This window comes from Ruegeria sp. BJ6 (genome assembly GCF_056537885.1).
Map to the genome: position 1 here is coordinate 155,418 of NZ_JBQFSG010000010.1, position 20,845 is coordinate 176,262.

20 protein-coding genes are annotated in these 20,845 nt (G+C 59.3%); 13 read left to right on the plus strand and 7 right to left on the minus strand.

All coding sequences use genetic code 11. The features are described from left to right. Positions 1–58: 58 nt before the first annotated feature. From ACR0D6_RS18475 to trxA, 7 genes are read left to right on the plus strand one after another with little or no spacing between them, the layout of a single operon-like run. Positions 59–1,567 (plus strand): PAS-domain containing protein, encoded by a 1,509-nt coding sequence (locus ACR0D6_RS18475; RefSeq protein WP_480766597.1) that lies wholly within the window; start codon positions 59–61, stop codon positions 1,565–1,567. Between the two features lie 44 nt (positions 1,568–1,611). Continuing rightward, a complete protein-coding gene (gene tsaE, locus ACR0D6_RS18480; RefSeq protein WP_170655425.1) occupies positions 1,612–2,082 on the plus strand; it encodes a tRNA (adenosine(37)-N6)-threonylcarbamoyltransferase complex ATPase subunit type 1 TsaE in 471 nt (156 codons plus the stop codon). After that, positions 2,079–3,083 (plus strand): aminoglycoside phosphotransferase family protein, encoded by a 1,005-nt coding sequence (locus ACR0D6_RS18485; RefSeq protein WP_480766598.1) that lies wholly within the window; start codon positions 2,079–2,081, stop codon positions 3,081–3,083. Before tsaE ends, ACR0D6_RS18485 begins: the two co-directional genes overlap by 4 nt. After that, positions 3,080–3,766: a nucleotidyltransferase family protein gene (locus ACR0D6_RS18490; RefSeq protein WP_480766599.1), complete on the plus strand. Its 687-nt coding sequence runs from the start codon at positions 3,080–3,082 to the stop codon at positions 3,764–3,766. The genes ACR0D6_RS18485 and ACR0D6_RS18490 overlap by 4 nt, the downstream gene beginning before the upstream one ends. Further along, on the plus strand, positions 3,759–6,686 hold the full coding sequence (addB, locus tag ACR0D6_RS18495) for a double-strand break repair protein AddB (protein WP_480766635.1): 2,928 nt from the start codon (positions 3,759–3,761) through the stop codon (positions 6,684–6,686). The genes ACR0D6_RS18490 and addB overlap by 8 nt, the downstream gene beginning before the upstream one ends. Further along, a complete protein-coding gene (gene addA / locus ACR0D6_RS18500; RefSeq protein ID WP_480766636.1) occupies positions 6,683–10,042 on the plus strand; it encodes a double-strand break repair helicase AddA in 3,360 nt (1,119 codons plus the stop codon). Before addB ends, addA begins: the two co-directional genes overlap by 4 nt. 60 nt (positions 10,043–10,102) lie before the next feature. Further along, on the plus strand, positions 10,103–10,423 hold the full coding sequence (gene trxA, locus ACR0D6_RS18505; protein ID WP_170655334.1) for a thioredoxin: 321 nt from the start codon (positions 10,103–10,105) through the stop codon (positions 10,421–10,423). An 85-nt stretch (positions 10,424–10,508) separates the two neighbouring features. On the opposite strand, the gene ACR0D6_RS18510 is transcribed toward trxA, so the two are convergent. Then, positions 10,509–10,865, minus strand: a complete 357-nt coding sequence (locus ACR0D6_RS18510) for a hypothetical protein (protein WP_480766600.1) — start codon at positions 10,863–10,865, stop codon at positions 10,509–10,511. Between the two features lie 191 nt (positions 10,866–11,056). Between ACR0D6_RS18510 and ACR0D6_RS18515 the strand changes: the two genes are divergently transcribed. Both ACR0D6_RS18515 and ACR0D6_RS18520 read left to right on the plus strand, forming a co-directional pair. Then, positions 11,057–11,407, plus strand: a complete 351-nt coding sequence (locus ACR0D6_RS18515) for a Lin0512 family protein (protein ID WP_480766601.1) — start codon at positions 11,057–11,059, stop codon at positions 11,405–11,407. Continuing rightward, a complete protein-coding gene (locus tag ACR0D6_RS18520) occupies positions 11,404–11,766 on the plus strand; it encodes a Lin0512 family protein (RefSeq protein WP_480766602.1) in 363 nt (120 codons plus the stop codon). The genes ACR0D6_RS18515 and ACR0D6_RS18520 overlap by 4 nt, the downstream gene beginning before the upstream one ends. A gap of 60 nt (positions 11,767–11,826) precedes the next feature. Here the strand turns inward: ACR0D6_RS18520 and ACR0D6_RS18525 are convergent, their stop codons facing one another. Continuing rightward, positions 11,827–12,021 (minus strand): DUF1127 domain-containing protein, encoded by a 195-nt coding sequence (locus ACR0D6_RS18525; RefSeq protein WP_480453090.1) that lies wholly within the window; start codon positions 12,019–12,021, stop codon positions 11,827–11,829. Positions 12,022–12,219: 198 nt separating this feature from the next. Between ACR0D6_RS18525 and hslV the strand changes: the two genes are divergently transcribed. Then, positions 12,220–12,771 (plus strand): ATP-dependent protease subunit HslV, encoded by a 552-nt coding sequence (gene hslV, locus ACR0D6_RS18530; RefSeq protein ID WP_480766603.1) that lies wholly within the window; start codon positions 12,220–12,222, stop codon positions 12,769–12,771. Between the two features lie 7 nt (positions 12,772–12,778). Here the strand turns inward: hslV and ACR0D6_RS18535 are convergent, their stop codons facing one another. Then, positions 12,779–14,020, minus strand: a complete 1,242-nt coding sequence (locus ACR0D6_RS18535; RefSeq protein ID WP_170655346.1) for an MFS transporter — start codon at positions 14,018–14,020, stop codon at positions 12,779–12,781. A 130-nt stretch (positions 14,021–14,150) separates the two neighbouring features. Next, positions 14,151–14,549 (minus strand): DM13 domain-containing protein, encoded by a 399-nt coding sequence (locus ACR0D6_RS18540; protein ID WP_170655348.1) that lies wholly within the window; start codon positions 14,547–14,549, stop codon positions 14,151–14,153. 198 nt (positions 14,550–14,747) lie between these two features. Between ACR0D6_RS18540 and hslU the strand changes: the two genes are divergently transcribed. The 3 genes from hslU (at position 14,748) to ACR0D6_RS18555 (ending at position 18,482) form a co-directional block, all read left to right on the plus strand. After that, complete coding sequence (gene hslU, locus ACR0D6_RS18545; protein WP_480730940.1) at positions 14,748–16,055, plus strand: ATP-dependent protease ATPase subunit HslU; 1,308 nt, start codon at positions 14,748–14,750, stop codon at positions 16,053–16,055. 103 nt (positions 16,056–16,158) lie between these two features. Continuing rightward, a complete protein-coding gene (locus ACR0D6_RS18550; protein WP_480766604.1) occupies positions 16,159–17,265 on the plus strand; it encodes an alpha/beta hydrolase in 1,107 nt (368 codons plus the stop codon). Next, complete coding sequence (locus tag ACR0D6_RS18555; RefSeq protein WP_480766605.1) at positions 17,262–18,482, plus strand: MFS transporter; 1,221 nt, start codon at positions 17,262–17,264, stop codon at positions 18,480–18,482. Before ACR0D6_RS18550 ends, ACR0D6_RS18555 begins: the two co-directional genes overlap by 4 nt. Here ACR0D6_RS18555 and ACR0D6_RS18560 read toward each other — a convergent pair. From ACR0D6_RS18560 to ACR0D6_RS18570, 3 genes are read right to left on the minus strand one after another with little or no spacing between them, the layout of a single operon-like run. After that, a complete protein-coding gene (locus ACR0D6_RS18560) occupies positions 18,479–19,066 on the minus strand; it encodes a Smr/MutS family protein (RefSeq protein ID WP_480766606.1) in 588 nt (195 codons plus the stop codon). The two genes, ACR0D6_RS18555 and ACR0D6_RS18560, sit on opposite strands and share 4 nt — an antisense overlap. After that, positions 19,066–20,106, minus strand: a complete 1,041-nt coding sequence (mltA, locus tag ACR0D6_RS18565) for a murein transglycosylase A (RefSeq protein WP_480766607.1) — start codon at positions 20,104–20,106, stop codon at positions 19,066–19,068. The genes ACR0D6_RS18560 and mltA overlap by 1 nt, the downstream gene beginning before the upstream one ends. Beyond that, positions 20,103–20,762: a Tim44/TimA family putative adaptor protein gene (locus tag ACR0D6_RS18570; protein WP_480766608.1), complete on the minus strand. Its 660-nt coding sequence runs from the start codon at positions 20,760–20,762 to the stop codon at positions 20,103–20,105. Before ACR0D6_RS18570 ends, mltA begins: the two co-directional genes overlap by 4 nt. Positions 20,763–20,845 lie beyond the last annotated feature (83 nt).

A 20,845-nucleotide genomic window follows, 5' to 3' on the forward strand; every position in this document is an offset into this window, starting at 1 on the left:
CCGTTAACCATTGTGGCGGCATAGTCCACGCAGTTTCCCCCGCAAGGGCATTTTCGTGATGATTGATTGGATCATTCTGATCGCAGTGAGCCTGACCTCTGCCTGTCTGGCGGTGTTATGGCTGCGCCCAAGGCAAACCCATGGGGACACGACGTTTGGCCTGTCGTCACCGAACTCGATCTTTGACACCGTATTCCTGTTTGACGGCCCCAAACTGATCAGCCATTCGGACATTGCCCTTGCGGGGTATGAAACCGTCGCCGACTGGGATGATCTGCGCCGACTGCTGCAACGGGATTTTCCCACCTTTCCCGAAACCCCCGATATCGTTCGTGCGCGTGGTGACGTGGTGGTCTCGGCCATCGACTGCACGGTCCAGCGCGTGGTGTCATGCGAATGGATCGATGGCGTTGTCCGCGTCAGGCTGCACGACATCGCCGATAAACCCGGCCCGGTTCACACCGAAACCAGCGATCCCATGCGGCTGGCTATGGAAAAAGCACCCTATCCGGTCTGGTTTCAGGATCATCGGATTAAGGTCAGCTGGTGCAACGCAGCTTACATCGCGCTGGTCCGCAGGGTCCGGGGGCCGGACGCCGATCTGACAGAGCCGCTTTTTACCGGGCTCGACAACTCTGTTCAGCACCACAACAGGCTTCGGGTTTCGATTGATGCCGACCCATCGGGTCGAAAACTGTGGTTCGATCTGACGCCGGTGAACCGGAATGATGGCGTGCTTTGCTACGCGGCAGACATAAACCCGATTGTCGAGGCGGAAACTGCACAGAGGAAATTTGTGCAGACAATGGCCAAGACCTTTGCGCAGCTCTCTATCGGGCTGGCCATTTTCGATCGAAACCGGCAACTAGCCCTGTTCAATCCGGCGCTCATCGACCTGACCAAACTGCCGCCCGATTTCCTGAGTTGCCGTCCCAGCCTGCCCAGCTTTTTCGACCGCCTGCGCGATCAGAACATGATGCCCGAGCCAAAGAACTACCGCAGCTGGCGCAGTCAGATGGATGATCTGCTGGAAGCGGCAGAGGGGGGCAACTATCAGGAAACCTGGTCTTTGCCTTCCGGATCGGTGTATTCCGTCAACGGCCGACCACACCCGGATGGCGCAGTGGCCTTTCTGTTCGAGGATATTACGGCGGAAATCACCCTGACCCGCCGGTTCCGGTCCGAGATGGACCTCATGCAGTCGGTATTCGACAAGCTGGCCGACGCCATTGCAGTGTTTTCGGATGATGGGACGCTGGCATTCTCAAACTATGCACACCAGATTCTTTGGGACGAAAGCGCAGAAGAAGGCTTCGCCCCGATGACGGTGCTGGAGGCCACCCGGACCTGGCAGGAACGATGTGCGGCCACGCCGATATGGGGCGAAATACGCGATTTCGTCGAGATGCGGGAAAATCGGGCGGAATGGTCCGCCGAAATCCGCCTGCGCTCGGGCGAGGGTCTGATCTGTACGGTTAGCCCGGTCCAGAACGGGGCCACCATCGTTCGTTTTACCGGGGACACGGTTCCGGTCGAAATTCCCGATCTCAGACAAATCCACGCCTGAACCGGGTTGCGGCTGAGTCGCGGCAAGGCCATTGTGGCGCCATGATGCAAACACCGCATTCAATCACGCTGCGAACACCCGATGAAACGGCGTCGTTCGCCACCCGTCTTGGGGCTCAACTGACCCCGGGCGACTGCCTTTTGCTGGGCGGAACCATCGGTAGTGGCAAGACCCATTTTGCGCGCAATCTGATTCAGTCGCTGATGGCCGTGCCCGAGGACGTCCCCTCACCAACATTCACGCTGGTTCAGGTGTACGACACCCAAAAAGGTGAGGTCTGGCACTCGGATCTGTATCGCCTCAGCGCCGTGGAAGAGCTTGAAGAACTGGGCCTGACCGAGGCGTTCGACTCGGCCATTTGCCTGATTGAATGGCCTGAAAAACTTGGGCCGTTACGGCCGGACTCGGCACTGACACTGACCTTTTCAACCGATCCCGACCATGAGGAGGTCCGCCAGCTATCGATGATCTGGTCGGACCCGAAATGGTCGACGCTGATGGAGAAAATTTCATGACCAACCGGACAGTGCTGGCCAAGGCGCTGATTGCGCGGACCCCATGGGTCAATGCATCCAGCGCCCCGCTGGCCGGGGATGCGTCTTACCGACGATATGAACGTCTGACCGATCCGGACACGCGACGGACTGCGGTGTTGATGGATGCGCCTCCGGATACAGGCGAAGACGTACACGCATTTGTCAGGGTTGCCGAATATCTGCGTTCAGTCGGACTGAACGCGCCTGAGATTTATGCCGAAGACTCAGAGTTCGGATTTCTGCTGCTGGAAGATTTTGGAGATGATCTGTTTGCCCGCGTACTGAAAAAGCAGCCGAAACTGGAACGCCCGCTTTACGAGGCCGCGACAGATGTCCTTGTCCACTTGCATCAGGCGCCCGTTCTGCCGCTCAACACTTATGATCCATCGATGATGGCGGATTTGGCCGCGCTGGCGTTTACAAAATATGCACAGGGCATTCTAGGGCAACACGATACGACCGCACGCGAACAGTTCGAGCGCCGGTTCGCCGATCTGTTGCATCAGGAAACGCACGGAACAAAGGTCGTGATCCTAAGGGACTATCACGCGGAAAATCTGATCTGGCTGCCCGAGCGCGAAGGTCTTTCGCGCGTCGGATTGCTGGATTTCCAAAGCGCCATGCTGGGGCATCCGGCCTATGATCTGGTCTCGCTTTTGCAGGACGTGCGCCGCGATGTTCCCATTGGTATCGAGATGCGCATGCTCAACCACTACATCACCGCAACCGGCGTGAATGATCACGATTTCCGAACCGCCTATGCCGTTCTGGGCGTGCAACGAAACCTACGTATTCTTGGTGTTTTTGCCCGGCTGGCCTTGGAGCGGGGCAAGCATCACTACGTGGACCTGATCCCGGCGACCTGGACGCAACTGATGCGCGGACTGGAAAATCCAGCGCTTGTTTCCGTCGCCGGAATGCTTCGCGAAGCGCTGCCGAAACCCACCGCAGAAAATCTGGCGAGGCTGAAAGCATCATGACCCGGCATCCGCAGTCCATCATGCTGTTTGCCGCCGGGTTCGGAACGCGCATGGGCGCGCTGACCCGGAACCGGCCCAAACCTCTGATCGAAGTGGGTGGGCGCCCTCTGGTCGATCACACGCTTGATCTGGTTCAGGATGCCGGACCCCTGCGTACGGTTGCAAACCTGCACTACCTCGCGGATCAGCTTGAAGCGCATCTGAAACCCAAAGGAGTTCTGCTGTCGCGGGAAGAACCTAAAATACTCGAGACGGGCGGCGGGTTGCGCGCGGCACTGCCCCTGTTGGGGGCCGAGCCGGTTTTCACCCTGAACACAGACGCCATTTGGGCCGGGCCGAACCCCCTGACCCTTTTGCGGGACTCGTGGAACCCCGACATCATGGATGCGCTGCTGATGTGCGTGCCGGTACCCAACGCAATTGGCCATGCCGGGTCCGGTGATTTTACCGCCGATGCCGAGGGCCGGATCACACGCGGCCCCGGCCTGATCTATGGCGGTGCCCAGATCATCAAGACCGATGGGTTGGGCGAGTTTCCGGAAAAGGCCTTTTCGCTCAACCAGCTTTGGGATCGAATGCACGATCAACAGCGGCTGTTCGCGGTCGAATATCCAGGAAAATGGTGCGATGTCGGTCGGCCCGAAGGCATCGCTTTGGCGGAAGGTCTGCTTGCGGATGTTTGAAACGGGCGACACCCCGCGTGTTTTTGCCGTACCTCCCGGCGCGGATTTCCCAAAGGTTCTGGTGGACGGGCTGCAGCACCGCAGCGCACACCGACCGCCAGAAGAGCTTGCACGGGTTCAGCTGGTCGTAAACACCCGGCGCATGGCGCGGCGGGTCAGGGACCTGTTCGATCAGGGGTCGCCTTGTCTCTTGCCGCAAATCTCATTGGTCACGGATCTGGGTGAAGCGGCTGAATTGTCTGACCTGCCCCCCGCGATACCCCCGTTGCGCCGACGGCTGGAGCTGACTCAGCTGATTTCAAAGCTACTGGAGCAGCAACCCGATCTTGCCGCGCGATCCTCGCTGTTCGACCTGTCGGACAGTCTTGCCGCCCTGATCGACGAGATGCAGGGCGAAGGTGTGCTGCCCGAGACCATCCGCCAGCTGGATGTCAGCGACCTGTCCGGTCACTGGGCGCGTGCTCAGGCATTTATCGGGATCGCGGATCGGTTCATCGGAACCGATGACATGACGCTGGACGTTCAGGCGCGACAGCGCCGGGTTGTTCAGAACCTGATAAGCCGATGGCAGGCCGCACCGCCGCAACATCCGGTCGTTTTGGCCGGATCAACCGGATCGCGCGGCACAACAATGATGTTGATGCAGGCCATCGCACGCCTGCCGCAAGGGGCTCTGATCCTTCCGGGATATGATTTCGATCAGCCGGATCACGTCTGGTCCGGCCTTGATGACGCGCTATTGTCGGAAGACCATCCTCAATACCGGTTCCGCAAGCTGATGCGGGAACTGGGTTTGAATCCGGGACAGATTCAGCGCTGGTCGGATGAACAGGCCCCCTCGCCCGACCGTAATAGATTGATTTCTCTGGCATTGCGCCCAGCGCCCGTCACCGACGCATGGATGAGCGAAGGTCCACAGCTTACCAACCTGCAAGACGCCACGGACGATGTAACGCTGGTCGAGGCGCAATCGCCGCGTGCCGAAGCGCTGGCCATTGCGCTGCGTCTGAGGCAAGCCGCCGAAACTGGGCAAACCGCCGCCCTGATCACACCCGACCGCATGCTGACCCGTCAGGTCAGCGCCGCGCTGGATCGCTGGAACATCCTGCCTGATGACAGCGCCGGGCTTCCCCTGCAACTGTCACCGCCGGGCCGTTTCCTGAGGCATGTCGCGGGGCTGTTCACCCGGCGGCTGGATGGTGAGGCGCTGCTGACACTTTTGAAGCACCCGCTTTGCCATGACGGCGGCGAACGGGGTGCACATCTGCTGCACACCCGTGATCTTGAGCTTGACCTGCGCCGCAACGGACCGCCCTTTCCGGACCGGAATAGCCTGACCTTATTCGCCACCCGCAAGGATGCGGACCAAAACTGGGTCAACTGGGTCGCAGAACGGTTCTGCGATCAGCAAGTGGACGGGGTTTTGCCACTGAAGGACTGGGTTACCAAACTGCGCCTGAGCGCCGAGGCCATCTCGGCGGGCTATACGGGTGAGGGTGGTACGATTTGGGACAAGAACGCCGGTCAAAAGGCGCTGGCGGTAATTTCACAGCTTGAGGATGAGGCTGATCACGGCGGTCCGATGACAGCCCGCGATTTTGCCGATCTGCTGGGCGCCTTGCTGGCGGGCGAAGAAGTGAGAGACCGGGACGCGCCGCATCCGCACATCATGATCTGGGGAACGTTGGAGGCGCGTGTTCAGGGGGCCGACCTGCTGATTCTGGGTGGCCTGAACGAAGGAAGCTGGCCCGAAGCACCATCGCCCGATCCGTGGTTGAACCGGCAGATGCGCGACAAGGCCGGATTACTGTTGCCGGAAAGGCGGATCGGCCTGTCGGCCCATGATTTTCAGCAGGCCGTCGGTGCCCCCGAGGTTTGGCTGACCCGGGCAACCCGATCCGACGATGCGGAAACCGTGCCGTCACGCTGGCTGAACCGGCTTTCGAACCTTTTGCAGGGTCTGGCAGAGCAGGGCGGGCGGCACAGCCTGCGCGCAATGCGCGACCGGGGTCAGAAATGGCTGCACTGGGCTGAAGCCCTTGAAAAGGCGCCGAATATCGACCCGGCGGAACGCCCGTCGCCGCAACCTCCGGTCAGCGCGCGACCGGATCGGTTGTCTGTGACCGAGATCAAGCGGCTGATCCGCGACCCATATGCTGTTTACGCAAAACATGTCCTGCGCCTGAAACCTCTGGACCCGTTGGTTCAGGCACCGGATGCCCTATTGCGCGGGATCGTGATTCACGAAGTTCTGGAACATTTCATCAAGGACAGTGTCGTGGATACGGCGCTGTTAACCCGTGAAAATTTCCTGAAACGCGCCGAGGCAATCTTGATGGAACATGTCGCCTGGCCGACGGCCCGCAAGCTGTGGCTGGCGCGGCTGAACAGGATTGCCGACGCGTTTCTGACTGCCGAGGCTGCGCGCCGGGCAGATGGTGGCCCGGTCGCGTTTGAGGTTGATATGAAGCTGCGCCTTGACCCGCTGAACTTTTCCATTGTGGGCCGTGCTGATCGCATCGACCTCAACAACCGCGGCGCTTTGCGGATCATTGACTACAAGACCGGCGCACCACCGACAGAATCGCAGCAGGCAAAGTTCGACAAGCAATTGCTGATCGAGGCCGCAATGGCCGAAGAGGGTGGCATAGACGGGTTTGACCCAACACCCGTTGGGCAGGCCATATTCATTGGCATGGGCGGCACCTACAAAGAGGTGCCCGCACCGCTGCAGAAAGAACCGTCTGACAAGGTTCTGGCAGAACTAAAAAAGCTGATATCAGCCTATTTAGAGCCTGATCAGGGCTTCTCATCGCGCCGGATGCTGCACAAGGACAGCGATATTGGAGATTATGATCACCTCGCCCGGTTCGGAGAATGGGACCGAACAGCCGAACCCAAACCCGAGAGGCTGACGTGACCCCACGCGATGAAGCAACCGAGCGTCAGGTCCAGGCCGCGCGCCCCAACGCGTCCACATGGCTGGCGGCAAATGCCGGGTCCGGCAAGACCCGCGTTCTGACCGACCGCGTTGCGCGATTGCTGCTGAGCGGCGTCCAGCCGCAGCATATTCTGTGCCTGACCTATACCAAGGCCGCCGCCAGCGAGATGCAGAACCGGCTGTTCAAGCGGTTGGGCGAATGGGCGATGCTGGATGATGCAAATCTGCTGAAACAGCTGACGGAACTGGGTGCCGAAGGTCACATCGACCTTTCGAGCCTGTCGCATGCGCGAACTCTTTTTGCCCGCGCGATCGAGACACCGGGCGGTTTGAAGATTCAGACCATTCACTCGTTCTGCGCCTCTTTGCTGCGCCGCTTCCCGCTTGAGGCAGGTGTCAGCCCGCAGTTTTCGGAGATGGAAGACCGCGCCGCCGCCTTGCTGCGCGAGGAGATCATCGAGGATTTTGCAGGTGGCCCGCAGGCGCACCTGATCGACGGCATTGCCCGATTTGTCACCGATACCGGTTTTGACACCCTTGCGGGTGCAATCACTCATAAACGAAACGGATTTGGCCGGTCGCTGGACAGGGATGCGCTGTTGGAGCTGTTTGGCCTGCCCGGCGAATTTGACGACAGCGCCTTGCTGAGTGGGGTCTTTGTTGGTGGTGAGATCGAGCTGATCCGATCAATACTGACACCTCTCGCTGAAAGCGGCGGCAATAATGCAAAGGCTGCGGACAAGCTGGCCAGCATTGCCGCGCCAGACCTGACAAGCCTGCCGCTGTTGGAGAACGTTCTGCTGACAGGTGCCTCGGCAAAAGAACCCTTTACCGCCAAAATCGGTTCCTTTCCGACCAAGGCGTTGCGGGAAGGGGCCTTGGCGGGCCAGATGCCACAGCTTGAGGCGCTGATGCTTCGGGTCGAAGCGGCCCGCGAGCGGCGTCTTGCGTATGTTGCAGCACAGAAATCACTGGCGTTGCACCTCTTTGCCGCCGCGTTCCTGCCGGAATATGAGCGGCGCAAGCAGCTGCGCGGATGGCTGGATTTCGACGATCTGATCCTCAAGGCGCGGCAGTTGTTGAATGACCCTGCAGTTGCCGAATGGGTGCTGTACCGGCTGGATGGCGGGATCGATCATATCCTTGTGGATGAGGCGCAGGATACCAGCCCCGACCAGTGGGATGTGGTCGAAAAACTGGCACAGGAATTCACCAGCGGCGAGGGCGCAAGATCCGGAGTTGAGCGCACGATTTTCGTCGTCGGGGACAAGAAACAGTCGATCTATTCCTTTCAGGGCGCCGACCCCGAAGCATTCGACCGGATGCAGGCCGAGTTTGGGCGAAAACTGCAGGAATCAGGCTCTAACCTGACGGATTTGACGCTTGAATTTTCATTCCGTTCGTCCAGCGCAATCCTGAATCTGGTTGATCTGGTGTTCGATGGCCGCACTGATGCGGGGTTTCACAAGGAGTCGCTTCATCGCGCCTTCAAGTCAGACCTGCCGGGCCGTGTCGATCTGTGGCCGGTCGTGGAAAAGGTCGAAGAAGCACAGGATGGCGACTGGACCGATCCCGTTGACCGGCCCGGCGCGCGCCACCACACCGTCATTCTGGCAGAGCAGGTGGCGCAATCGATCAAGTCGATGATCGACAACGGTGACACGATCCCCGAGGATGGTGAAACGCGGGGCAGCTTTGTGCGCCGCAAGGTCAGGCCGGGGGACTTTCTGATCCTCGTCCAGCGCCGGTCGGACTTGTTTGCCGAGATCATCCGCGCCTGCAAGACGGCCGGCCTGCCCATTGCGGGGGCGGATCGGTTGAAGGTGGGCGCGGAACTGGCGGTCAAGGATCTGGCGGCGCTGCTGAGTTTTCTGGCCACGCCCGAAGACAGTCTTTCGCTTGCCACCGTGCTCCGCTCGCCCTTGTTCGGATGGACGGAACAGCAGCTTTTCGATCTGGCGCACCGGCGGCAGGAAAAATTCCTGTGGGCCGCGCTGCGCAAGCGTGAAGGCGAGTTTCCCGAAACCCTTGCCGTTTTGAACGATCTTCGGGGGCAGACGGATTTCCTGCGCCCCTATGACCTGATTGAACGGATTCTGACCCGCCATGATGGTCGGCGAAAACTGCTGGGCCGGTTGGGGGCCGAGGCTGAGGACGGGATCAACGCCCTGCTGTCGCAGGCATTGGCCTATGAGCGTACCGACATTCCAAGCCTTACCGGGTTTCTGGTCTGGATGCAGACCGACGATCTTGAGATCAAAAGACAGATGAGTGGCGTTGGTGACATGATCCGCGTCATGACCGTGCATGGCTCCAAGGGGTTGGAGGCGCCCATCGTGATCCTGCCGGATACCGGCAAACGACAACCGCCGCGCGATGCGGAGATCATGATGGCCGACGGAACGCCGGTGTGGAAAGTTCCGGCGGATGCTTCCCCGGCAATCATTGCCAAAGCCCGCGAAGCTGCGCGAACCCGGGAAGAAAATGAGCGTCTGCGTCTGTTATATGTGGCTCTGACACGGGCGGAAAAGTGGCTGATCGTCTGTGCGGCGGGGGATGTCGGCAAGGACGGCAACAGTTGGTATCAGATGGTCGAAGGCGCAATGTCGCAGGCCGGGGCCGCACTTGTTACGGGCACGGACACCCGCAGGCTGGAGCATGGCGACTGGGATGGTTTACCCGCCGTGGACAGCGAAGTCGTCGTCGAACATCCGGAACCGCTACCGGACATGTTCCATAAACCGGCGGATGCTCCGCCGGAAACACCCGAGGTTCTGAGTCCGTCAAATCTGGGCGGCGCCAAAGCTCTGGCCGGCGATGCGGGTTTGGATGAAGAGGCGGCAAAGGTGCGGGGTACACGGATGCACCTGCTTCTTGAGCACCTGCCTCAAAGTGCCGAATCTGATTGGGCCGAGGTTTGCGGCAAGCTTCTGCCTGATATGCAGCAGGGTGAACGGGATGCCCTGCTGAACGAGGCCACGGGCGTTCTTACGGCGCCTCATCTACAGGTCGTATTCCATCCGGATGCACTGGCCGAAGTTTCCGTTACCGCCAATCTGGGCGAGCACCGGATTCACGGGGTGATCGACAGGCTGATCGTGACGGATGCCGAGGTTCAGATTATTGATTTCAAATCAAATATGACCGTTCCGGCGGATGTGCACGACTGCCCCGAAGGACTGCTGCGCCAGATGGGGGCCTACGCCGAAGCCTTGCGCCAGATCTATCCGGATCGAGGTATCCGCACGGCCATCCTGTGGACTCGAACCGCCAGCCTGATGTGGTTACCGCACGATCTTGTGACTGATGCACTTGAGCGAGCCCACATATCTTGACCTCCCATAGCGCGGCACATACTTTCAGTTCCCAAGCGTATCTCATTCAGGAGACAGAATATGTCCACCGTAGCCGTCACTGACGAAACCTTTGACGCAGAAGTCAAGAACTCGGACGTTCCCGTTGTCGTGGACTTCTGGGCCGAATGGTGCGGACCGTGCAAGCAGATTGGCCCGGCTCTGGAAGAACTGGCTGCCGAGTATGGCGGCAAGGTGAAGATCGCCAAGGTTGATGTTGACAGCAACCCGAACGCCGCCGCTGCCATGGGCGTGCGTGGCATTCCTGCGCTGTTCATCTTCAAGGATGGTCAGGTCATTTCGAACCGGGCAGGCGCAGCACCCAAGGCGGCGCTGCAAAGCTGGATCGACGAGTCGATCTGAGCGATCCCAACGAAGAATTCAAAAGGCGCCTTGAAACGGGCGCCTTTTTTTGTTCGCAAGAATGCCCCTGGAACAGGGCCGTGGCTCAATCCATTGCCCAGCTTACCGAAATCCCGCTGCCCTCTTTGTGTGTGAAAGTGACAATGTTTCCTTCAACGGTAACTGTCTGGCAGTCATGTGGCAGCGTTTCTCCGTCTATTACAATATCGCGGCAATAGTACCTTCCCTTCCATTCCCATTTGCCGGTGATGTCACCTTGATCAGGACCTTTGCCTTCGACCGTCCCGTTCCTGAGAATCCTTACCCAACTGTTATCCAGAACAAGCTTTTTATCGGAAACCAGTTCGATAAACTCTTGTTTTCCCTTAATTTCCTCAGCCATAGCCAATGTTGAAACTGAGCTGAGAAATAAGAAGGCAGGTATAAGTCCTAGAAATTTCATAACTCGAATCCTTTCCTTTATTGAACTGAACAATAAACGTTTAGAAAATTTGGCTAAACGACTTCTCTGGCGCTACTAAATCCCTTGACCGGCTAACGGGTCAGGTGGCCGGATGTACCCGGCCATTCTGGTCCTTTCTATTTGCGCAAAGTCGTGCAGGTCTGGCCATGGAATTATGAAAAGGAGGCCACATGCCCAAAACACGCGTACTTGTGGAATTCGGAATGGGCACGTCGCTCAGGCGGGAAGATTATACCGAGGCCGCGCTGCGGGCGGTCAGGGATGCGCTGTGGCGCAACTCGGTCAACATGGCCGAGCTGTTCGGCTTTCCCAAGGAAGCGATGATCATAGATGCCGAGATCGGAGTGCAGCAGCCCGACAAGGTGGATGCCGAGGCGCTGAAAGCCGTGTTTCCATATGGTCAGCCGTCGATCACCGTCACGCAGGGCGGGTTGGACATCGATAAACCACAAGGCCAGGACCGGACCGTCATTGCCAACGCGGCCATTGCCGTTTCGTTTGACATGGAGCGCACCGCATGACCGACAAACGCATCATTTTGGAAATGGGCACCGGCAATGACCTGTATGGTCAGGATTATACTAAAGCCGCCCGCCGGGCGGTTCAGGACGCGCTGCACCATTCGTCGATCACCCTGTTTTCAAACCTAGGTATTGATCACAGTGAAATGCGGGTCGAAGTGACCATTGCCGTGCAGCAGCCTGACAAGGTGGATTGCGTGCTGGTTGCTGCCGATCTGCCGCGCGGGCAGGCGAAGGTACGGGCCGTCAAGGGCGGACTGGATGTCGAGGATGCCGACACGGGCACACGTCACGTTGTGGCAACGGCGGCGATCGAGGCATTTTTGCCGGATCTTTCCGGTCAATACAGGCAGAGCTGACAAAAAAGGCCGCTCATTCACATGAGCGGCCTGTCTTAATTTGGTGATCCGTTGTCAGGATCAGATTTTTTCGATGTCGCTACGGCTCAGGCCGATATCGGAAAGCTGGGCGTTGCTCAGCTTCGACAGAATTTTACGGGTCACCCGGGCTTCGTTCCATTCGATGATGGCGTTTTTGGCCGAGATGAAAGCGTCCACTACATGGAGAACGGTAGCTGCTCCGAGCGGCGCATGGATGTTTGCGGTAGTTGCCATTTTGCGCGTTCCTTTTAACTCAAACAGCCGACCCCTCGTCGGTTGTAAGGCTCATGTAAGTGCATTCACTGAGTCCCACAATTGCCGGTTCGACAGCCCCGGAATGCAATTTATGCATATCTTTGAGGTGGTTTGAGAACCGGTTGCGTCACACGCGCAGTCGGCCCATATAGTTCTGCGAACCCAACGGAGGCTTTCATGGCAGATAACGATTTTCCCGGTTGGCACGGCACGACCATCATCGGCGTCAAGAAGGGCGGCAAGGTTGTCATTGCCGGGGACGGTCAGGTCAGCCTAGGGCAGACCGTGATCAAGGGGGCCGCACGCAAGGTGCGCCGCCTGTCGCCGGGCGGGTTCGAGGTTGTGGCGGGCTTTGCCGGTTCGACCGCGGATGCCTTCACCCTGCTCGATCGGCTTGAGGCCAAGTTGGAGGCGACACCGGGTCAGCTGACGCGGGCCTCGGTAGAACTGGCCAAGGACTGGCGCACCGACAAGTACCTGCAAAAGCTTGAAGCGATGCTGATCGTGACCGACGGCACCGAGCTGTTGGTGATCACCGGGGCAGGGGATGTGCTGGAGCCCGAGCATGATGTGGCCGCCATCGGATCGGGTGGTAACTTCGCGCTGGCCGCCGCGCGGGCCATGATGGACAGCGACAAAACCGCAGAAGAGGTTGCGCGCGAGGCAATGGCGATTGCCGCCGATATCTGCGTGTATACCAACGGCAACCTGACGGTTGAAACCATCTAGTGACGGGTCAGGCCAACAGCGCGGCGATCTCTTTGCCGCGCCATCTGCGATACATCCCGATGATGCCGATGATGGCCGAGGCGATCACGATGTAATACGGCACGCGGATGTCGATGCTCATCAATCCGCCGCCAATCAGCGACATGATGCCGCCTGCCAGGCAGAACACGGCGGTCGTGACGCCCATGACCCAGCCCTGATCCCCCTCGCTGACGCTGGAGGAAAACAGGCCCAGCATTGTCGGATAGGCAACCCCGAACAGGAAATAGAATAAGAACACCGGGATATAGCTGAGCACGCCGCTGGGGCTGAAGGCAAAGGCAAAGCCGCAGATGACCATGGTCACAAGTGAAGTGTGAATGATGGCGTGCTTGCTGAACCGTTCCTGCGCAGGTTTCACCAGAAACGTACTTGAAAAGGCCAGCGCAAAACCGATGGTCACCATCGCCATGCTGCCGCCCACGACGCCGTAACCAAAAGCGCTGGTCAGGAAGTTATCAACGAAGACGTAAAACGTGACGTTGGCGATCATGAAAAAGGTATAGACCGGCAGGATTTTCAGCACCATCGGATGTCCGCGTACTGCGATCAGGCTGTCGGTGATGTCACGCGGGCGAAATACGAACGGCACCCTTTCGGTCCGGGTATTCTTGAAAAAGAACAGCACCAGCAAAATCGCGATGAAGACAAGAATGAAGGCGCCGTAGAAAGGTGTTTTGAGTGTTGCGGCGCTGCCCAGCAGGGTTTTGTCCGACAGAACCGCGCCGATGATCGGGCCGCCGACAAGGCCAAAGCTGACACCTGTCACGATATAACCCATGTTGCGGTCTCGATCCGCCGCATCTGTGCTGCCATCGATCATGGCGGCCTGCGCTATGGGCTGGTTTCCCGCGGTAAATCCGGTGATGCACCGTCCAAGTATCAGCAGGGCCAGACTGTTGAGATATAGCGACACGATCGTGATGGCATACCCGGCCAACGCGCCACCCAGACAGATCAGCAGGGCGTTCTTGCGTCCAATCGAATCCGAAACCTTGGAAACGTAAACAACGCCCAGAAACCACGACAGGAAAAACGATCCGATGACGAGGCCATAATAGAAATGGCGGCTGCCCATCGGCGTCGATTTGGGGAGAAACCCGGAATCCGTCTCCATGATCAGCGAGTTGATGATCGGAAAGACCAATCCCTGTCCGATCAGGTCGACAAAAACAACAAAAAGCAATGTGATCCGGGTAATGGTTGTCATGCAAAATTCCCCCAATGGCGGGAGTTTAGCAGAATTTCCGTTTTTTCCCACCGGATCGGAATGGCTGGGTTCGGAATGCAAGTGGGGCCGGCGGATCCGGCCCCTTGTACATCGACTTTTACGACCTGACTTAGTTCAGCGTCGCAACGCCCAATGGCACGCCGGCGACTTCGCACCAGATGTAAACCTCGTTGTATTTCGACGTGTCCAGCGTCGGCGGCACCGCGTAAGACTGGCTGCCGGTCAGATTCAGCAGAGCGCCCAGTTTGGTGTCGGGATCGTATGTTCCGTCCTTGCCCAGCGCCACGCGCGGATCCGGGCCGCCATCCAGTGAGAAGTTATCGCCGAGTTCGACGATATAGCGGTCACCGTTTTTGACCAGCTTGACGGAGCCGCTGGTTACATGGTTCGAACGGCCTTCGAAGCTGCCTTTTTTGTAGCCACCGGCCAATGCGGTGGTGGCGCTGGCAAGGGTCAGGGCCGCGCCCGAAGCAGCAGCGGTAAGAAAAAGGGAACGGCGAGTCAGCATTTCGGTGGTCTCCATTGAATAGATACAGGCGACATGCCTGATGCCGTTCTTTATGTCGGAGGATGAGGTGAGTAAGCCACTCACAACACAACGAGAAAGCGTGCGCGTTTCGTGTGCACGCGTGATCTTTTCGTGATCGGCTTGTGTTTTTGCGCCCCATGATTAGGTTCCGGGGCGGAACAACTGGATAGAAAACACATGACCGACCTGACCCCGCGCGAGATCGTCTCGGAACTGGACCGTTTCATCATTGGCCAGAAGGATGCCAAACGCGCGGTTGCCGTGGCCCTGCGCAATCGCTGGCGGCGCAAGCAGCTGCCCGATGACATCCGCGAAGAGGTCTATCCCAAGAATATCCTGATGATCGGCCCCACCGGCGTCGGCAAGACCGAGATCAGCCGCCGTCTGGCCAAACTGGCGCGCGCGCCCTTCATCAAGGTCGAGGCGACCAAGTTCACCGAGGTTGGTTATGTCGGGCGCGACGTGGAACAGATTGTGCGCGACCTGGCAGATGCGGCGATCTTACAAACGCGTGAGTACATGCGTGAGGATGTGAAGGCGCGGGCGCACCAGGCCGCCGAGGATCGGGTCATTGCCGCCATCGCTGGTGAGGACGCCCGCGAAGGCACGCGCGAAATGTTCCGCAAAAAGCTGAAAGCGGGTGAGCTGGATGACACCGTGATCGAGCTGGAACTGTCGGACACATCGAATCCGATGCCGATGTTCGACATCCCCGGCCAACCCGGCAGCCAGATGGGGATGATGAATCTGGGTGACATATTCGGCAAGGCCTTCGGAGGCCGGACGGTCAAGCGCAAGATGACCGTCGCGGACAGTTATGAAGCGCTGATCGGCGAAGAGGCCGACAAGCTGCTGGATGACGAAACCGTCGCCCGAACCGCGCTGGAAGCGGTCGAACAGAACGGCATCGTGTTTCTGGACGAGATCGACAAGGTCTGCGCCCGGACCGAGGCGCGTGGCGGCGATGTCAGCCGTGAAGGCGTGCAGCGCGATCTGCTGCCGCTGATCGAAGGCACCACGGTGTCCACGAAACACGGCCCGGTCAAGACCGACCATATCCTGTTCATCGCCAGTGGCGCGTTCCACATCGCCAAGCCATCCGACCTGTTGCCCGAACTACAGGGCCGTCTGCCCATCCGGGTCGAGCTGCGGGCGCTGACCGAAGGGGATTTCGTGCGTATCCTGACCGAAACCGACAACGCGCTGACGCTGCAATACACCGCGCTGATGGGCACCGAAGAGGTCACGGTGGATTTCAGCGAGGATGGCATCGCAGCCCTTGCGCGGATCGCGGCCGAAGTAAACCAGAGCGTCGAAAACATCGGCGCGCGGCGGCTTTATACGGTTATGGAGCGCGTGTTCGAGGAACTGTCCTTTGTGGCGCCCGACAAGGCGGGCACACAGATCACGGTGGACGCGAAATTCGTGCAGGACAACCTTGGCGAACTGACGAAATCGACCGACCTGAGCCGCTACGTCCTGTAGCGGCTGGCAGGCATTCGCGGATTAACCACCATATGCCCGAACCCACTGGACGCGTCCCCGTTTTTATATAACGTGACGCTGACTGAATTGGAGTTGGGCTCAGGTGCGGATTCTTCTTGGTTTTCTGGTCGTGTTCGCGATGGCCGCGTGTACGGATCGCAGTGTTTCGGTCACTGTGCCCAAAGCGCTGGAGGTTGGCACACCGGAAACGGTGTTTGCCGCAACGACCCGCGCAAAGGAATCGGATGGAACATACGGGTTTGAGCGTGCCGATCGGCTTCGGTTTATGAAAATGACCGTATCCGTTCCACCGACACACACGCCGGGCAACCTGAATTTTTCATACGGCAATCCTAATCCGAACAAGCAGTTCGTGCTGGCCGGTGTGACCGAATACAATTCGGTGCAGGAATTCGGCCGACAACTGCGGAACAGAAAGGGCAGGCCAGCCCGCGAGGTGACGATCTTTGTGCACGGGTATAACGCCACTCAGACCGAGACGGCGTTTCGCGCGGCGCAGCTGTCACATGATATCGGTATCCCCGGATCGATCCTGATCTATTCCTGGCCCAGCCGGGCCAAGGCAGGTGGCTATGCCTATGACATCGACAGTATGCTGTTTGCGCGCGACGGGCTGGAACAGACGATCCGCGACCTCAAGGCCCTCGGGGTGGAGCGTGTGGTCATTGTCGCCCATTCTATGGGATCGGCCCTGACGATGGAGATGATGCGCCAGGCCGAGCTGCGCCAGCCGGGTTGGTCGGCAAAAAACATCGAAGGTGTAATCCTGATCTCACCCGATCTGGATGTGGATGTGTTCCGATCACAGATGGACAGCATCAAGAACCCGCCTCAGCCCTTCGTCGTGATGGTGTCCGAGAAGGACAAGATACTGAACATTTCAGCACGCATTCGCGGCACATCCAGAAGTGATCGGTTGGGCAGCATCGACTCGGTCGAAAAGGTGGCCGAGTATCCGATCGACGTGGTGAACACGACAGCCTTCAGCAGCGATGCGGGGTCGTCGCATTTTGTGGCCGCGACCTCGCCTGCGATGTTGTCCATCCTCAATTCCGCAAGCAGGGTCAGCAACACATTCGGCCCCGAGGCGGGGTTTGATCTGCTGGTTCCGCCGCATGTCCGGCACGACTCGGGCGCTACGGAAATCGTACTGACCGAAAGCGGGTCTGCGACTGTCGCAACCGAATGATGATGGCCGGGTTGCGCCGGTACCTTGCCGGGAACGCAACCTGGTTGAGTGCGGGAATTCTGCTGACATTTCTGTCCAGCTTCGGTCAGACCTTCCTTATCTCGGTCTTTGCCGGAGAAATCCGGGCCGAGTACGGGCTGAGCCACGGGGGATGGGGCGGCATCTATTCGCTGGGAACCACCGCGTCGGCGGTTGTCATGATCTGGGCAGGCGGTCTGACCGACATATTCCGGGTCCGGGTTCTGGGGCCGGCAGTTCTGGGCGGGCTGGGGCTGGCAGCGCTGGCAATGGCATTCAACACCTGGCTGTTGTTGCTGCCAGTGGTGATTTTCCTGCTGCGGTTTTTCGGACAAGGCATGAGTAACCATCTGGCGCTGGTGGCCATGGCGCGCTGGTTTACGGCGACGCGGGGCAGGGCGCTGGCCATCGCCACGCTTGGCTTTGCCGCCGGTGAGGCACTGTTGCCGCTGTTGTTCGTTTCAGCGATGGCCGTGATCGACTGGCGACTGCTGTGGGTCGGGTCCGCCTGTGTCGCCTTACTGGGAATCCCCGTGCTGATGCGGTTGCTGCGCAGAGAGCGTACACCGCAAAGCCTGTCCACCTCATACTCGGCAACCGGCATGGAAGGCCGTCACTGGACACGGCGCGAGGCGCTGTTGCATCCCCTGTTCTGGTTCATGACACCGGCCTTGCTGGGCCCGTCCGCCTTCATCACCGCGTTTTTCTTTCATCAGGTTCATCTGGCCGAGATAAAAGGCTGGCAGCATGTGGAGCTGGTCGCGCTGTTTCCCGCCTTTACTGCAGTTGCGATGATTTCCATGTTCGCTTCGGGCTGGGCGCTGGACAAATGGGGCACCGCGCGGATGATGCCGTTTTCCCTGCTGCCAATGGCGATCGGCTTCGGGATTCTGTCCACCATCCAGTCGGTCGGAGGTGCACTGGTGGCCATGTCTTTTCTTGCTGTGACCATGGGTGCAAACGGTACGTTGCCCAGCGCCTTCTGGGCCGAGTTCTACGGCACCCGGCACATCGGTGCGATCAAGGCAACAGCAGCAGCGGTCATGGTTCTGGGGTCGGCCATTGGGCCGGGCTTGACGGGCGTTCTGATCGATCAGGGGGTCGGGTTGGAAACGCAGTTCGGATGGATCGCCGTCTTTTTCCTGCTGGCCTGTCTGTCGGTGGGGGTCGGTATCGCCCGCGCTGTGCGCAGCCTTTAGCGGGTGCGGCGGAGATAGACGTAGTAGGCCCCATCACCGCCATGGCTGATATGCGCGGGCGTGACCTGCATCACCGCCTGCGTCAGCGGCGGCAGGGACAGCCATTGCGGCACCTGATTGCGCAGAACGCCGCGGGGTGTGGGAATCGGGCCGGGTTCATCCCGGTCCTTGCCCTTGCCGGTGATCACCAGCACCAGCCGCTTGCCCGAAGCCTGTGCCGACAGGATGAACCGGACCAGGGCCGGATGCGCAGTGTCCATCCGCATCCCGTGCAGGTCGATCCGGCCTTCGGGTTTCAGTTTACCCCGTTTCATCCGGCCAAAAGCCTTTTTATCCATCTGAACCGGCGCAGCGCGCAGGCTTTCGGTCAGGGTAGGTTTGAACCGGTCCGCAGCCGCTTTGGGTTTGGCGGATTGTCCGACTTCGAATTCATCGACACGGGATTTCGGCGTTTTCTTCGGCTTGGGTTTGGGCAGGCTCACCGGGTGAACCGATTGCGGGATTTCGGGGTGCAGACGCTCGGCCTGGCGCGAAACCTTGCGCCACAGCTCGATCTCTTCTGACGTCAGCTTGCGGCGCGACATCAGAATTCATCCGGCAAAAGGGCATAGGCACGCTGGATAGGCAATAAAACCACCATACGGCCCGGGTCTTTCAATCTGCCCGCCGCCTGACCTGCCGCATCTCCGGTACCGAAAAAGATATCGGCGCGCTGGGCGCCCTTGATGGCCGACCCGGTATCCTGCGCGACCATCAGGCGGCGCATGGGGGTTTTGCCATCCTTTTCGACCCAGACCGGCGCACCCAGCGGGGTAAAAGCCGGATCGGCGGCAATCGTGCGCAGGGTTGTGACCGACCGGTTCATCGCACCCAGCGGCCCAAGTTCGGGCGCTACGCGCGTGACCTCGCGAAAGAACACATAGGACGGGTTATGGAACAAAAGCTCGGCCCCGGCCTCGGGGTTTTTGCGGACCCAGCTTCGGATCATCTGGGCGCTGACCTGATGCGCCCCCAACAAGCCACGCCGGACCAGCTCGGCCCCGATGGAACGGTAGGGATGGCCGTTTGCGCCGCCATACCCGACCCGCAGCATCTTGCCATCTGGCAAACGGATACGGCCCGAACCCTGTATCTGCAGAAAGAACAGCTCGACCGGGTCGTCCACCCAGGCGATTTCGAGACCGCGATTTTCCATCACACCGCTGCTCAGCAACTCGCGCCGGTCGAGCCACTGTGATGCATCGCGCGCCTCTGGCGGGATGCGATACAGCGGGTATCTGTATCGGTCAGAGCGAGTTTTGGACCCGTCCAGCTCCGGTTCGAAATAGCCGGTGAACAGGGCATCATTGCCATCCTCGACCAGCACAGGGCGAAAGAACAGCTCGAAAAACGACTTGGCGGCGTCACCGGAATAGGTTCGCGCCACACCGCACAGGGCGCGCCAGTCCGGATCGTTCAGATCCCCGCAGGTGTTCAGAAAAGTGGAAAGGGCCGCCCCGTGGTCATCAGCGGCCCAGCCATCCAGTTCGTCAAACGACAGGATCGTTCGCGTCACATCCGCTCCGGCCGCGCCTGCCGCAGTCATCGCACCCGCCAGAGCAAGCGACCGGAGGGCACCAATCATGCGTCCGTTGCAACAAGCAGCCAGTTCGGATCGTCGGTGCCCATAACACGGGCAAAGGTCCAGCTGTCCTTTTGGCGTTTCACGGTGTTCGGGTTGCCTTCGATGATATCGCCGCCGCGGTCACGCACGACCGAGGTCAGTTCGCCTACAAACCGCATGGTGATTTCGGCGCGGTTGGTATCCTTGTCGAACTGTGCATCAGCCAGCACCGTTTCGCGAACGCCGATGAACTCGGCCTCGATGGTCAGGCCCTGATCTTCGCGGGCGGCAACAACCGAGACGAAGGTGTCAAACACATCTTCCGCCAGAAACGGATGAATCTCGTCCAGATTGCCGCGTTCGAACCCCATCACGATCATTTCATAGGCGCCGCGCGAACCTTGAACGAATTCGCTGACCGAAAAGGTCGGCTCCACCCGCTTCATTGCGGCCAGCGTCTGCGCCTGTTCGCTGTCTTCGGGCACATGATCTGTGATGTCGTGATCAGGGCCACCTTCGATCACCTCGAAATCCCGGCGCGACTTGTTGTTGTCGGGTTGCTGCGACAGGGGCGGCTTTTCAAACCCTTCGCGCGTACCCAACACGTTCTTCAGACGCAGGATCAGGAAAACTGCAATGCCGGCCAGCACGAGAAGCTGGATCAGGGGTGAATTCATTTCGTCCTCTTTTCAGAACCGAGACTTTGTATACATGGCCTCGTGGTACTATGTAGGTGACAGTCGGGGGCAAGTCCACAGCC

Coding starts and splice junctions, on each gene's coding strand:
- ACR0D6_RS18475 (WP_480766597.1), top strand. CDS start 59: ATGATTGATTGGATCATTCTGATCGCAGTGAGCCTGACCTCTGCCTGT.
- tsaE (WP_170655425.1), top strand. CDS start 1,612: ATGCAAACACCGCATTCAATCACGCTGCGAACACCCGATGAAACGGCG.
- ACR0D6_RS18485 (WP_480766598.1), top strand. CDS start 2,079: ATGACCAACCGGACAGTGCTGGCCAAGGCGCTGATTGCGCGGACCCCA.
- ACR0D6_RS18490 (WP_480766599.1), top strand. CDS start 3,080: ATGACCCGGCATCCGCAGTCCATCATGCTGTTTGCCGCCGGGTTCGGA.
- addB (WP_480766635.1), top strand. CDS start 3,759: ATGTTTGAAACGGGCGACACCCCGCGTGTTTTTGCCGTACCTCCCGGC.
- trxA (WP_170655334.1), top strand. CDS start 10,103: ATGTCCACCGTAGCCGTCACTGACGAAACCTTTGACGCAGAAGTCAAG.
- ACR0D6_RS18510 (WP_480766600.1), bottom strand. CDS start 10,865: ATGAAATTTCTAGGACTTATACCTGCCTTCTTATTTCTCAGCTCAGTT.
- ACR0D6_RS18515 (WP_480766601.1), top strand. CDS start 11,057: ATGCCCAAAACACGCGTACTTGTGGAATTCGGAATGGGCACGTCGCTC.
- ACR0D6_RS18520 (WP_480766602.1), top strand. CDS start 11,404: ATGACCGACAAACGCATCATTTTGGAAATGGGCACCGGCAATGACCTG.
- ACR0D6_RS18525 (WP_480453090.1), bottom strand. CDS start 12,021: ATGGCAACTACCGCAAACATCCATGCGCCGCTCGGAGCAGCTACCGTT.
- hslV (WP_480766603.1), top strand. CDS start 12,220: ATGGCAGATAACGATTTTCCCGGTTGGCACGGCACGACCATCATCGGC.
- ACR0D6_RS18535 (WP_170655346.1), bottom strand. CDS start 14,020: ATGACAACCATTACCCGGATCACATTGCTTTTTGTTGTTTTTGTCGAC.
- ACR0D6_RS18540 (WP_170655348.1), bottom strand. CDS start 14,549: ATGCTGACTCGCCGTTCCCTTTTTCTTACCGCTGCTGCTTCGGGCGCG.
- hslU (WP_480730940.1), top strand. CDS start 14,748: ATGACCGACCTGACCCCGCGCGAGATCGTCTCGGAACTGGACCGTTTC.
- ACR0D6_RS18555 (WP_480766605.1), top strand. CDS start 17,262: ATGATGATGGCCGGGTTGCGCCGGTACCTTGCCGGGAACGCAACCTGG.
- ACR0D6_RS18560 (WP_480766606.1), bottom strand. CDS start 19,066: ATGTCGCGCCGCAAGCTGACGTCAGAAGAGATCGAGCTGTGGCGCAAG.
- mltA (WP_480766607.1), bottom strand. CDS start 20,106: ATGATTGGTGCCCTCCGGTCGCTTGCTCTGGCGGGTGCGATGACTGCG.
- ACR0D6_RS18570 (WP_480766608.1), bottom strand. CDS start 20,762: ATGAATTCACCCCTGATCCAGCTTCTCGTGCTGGCCGGCATTGCAGTT.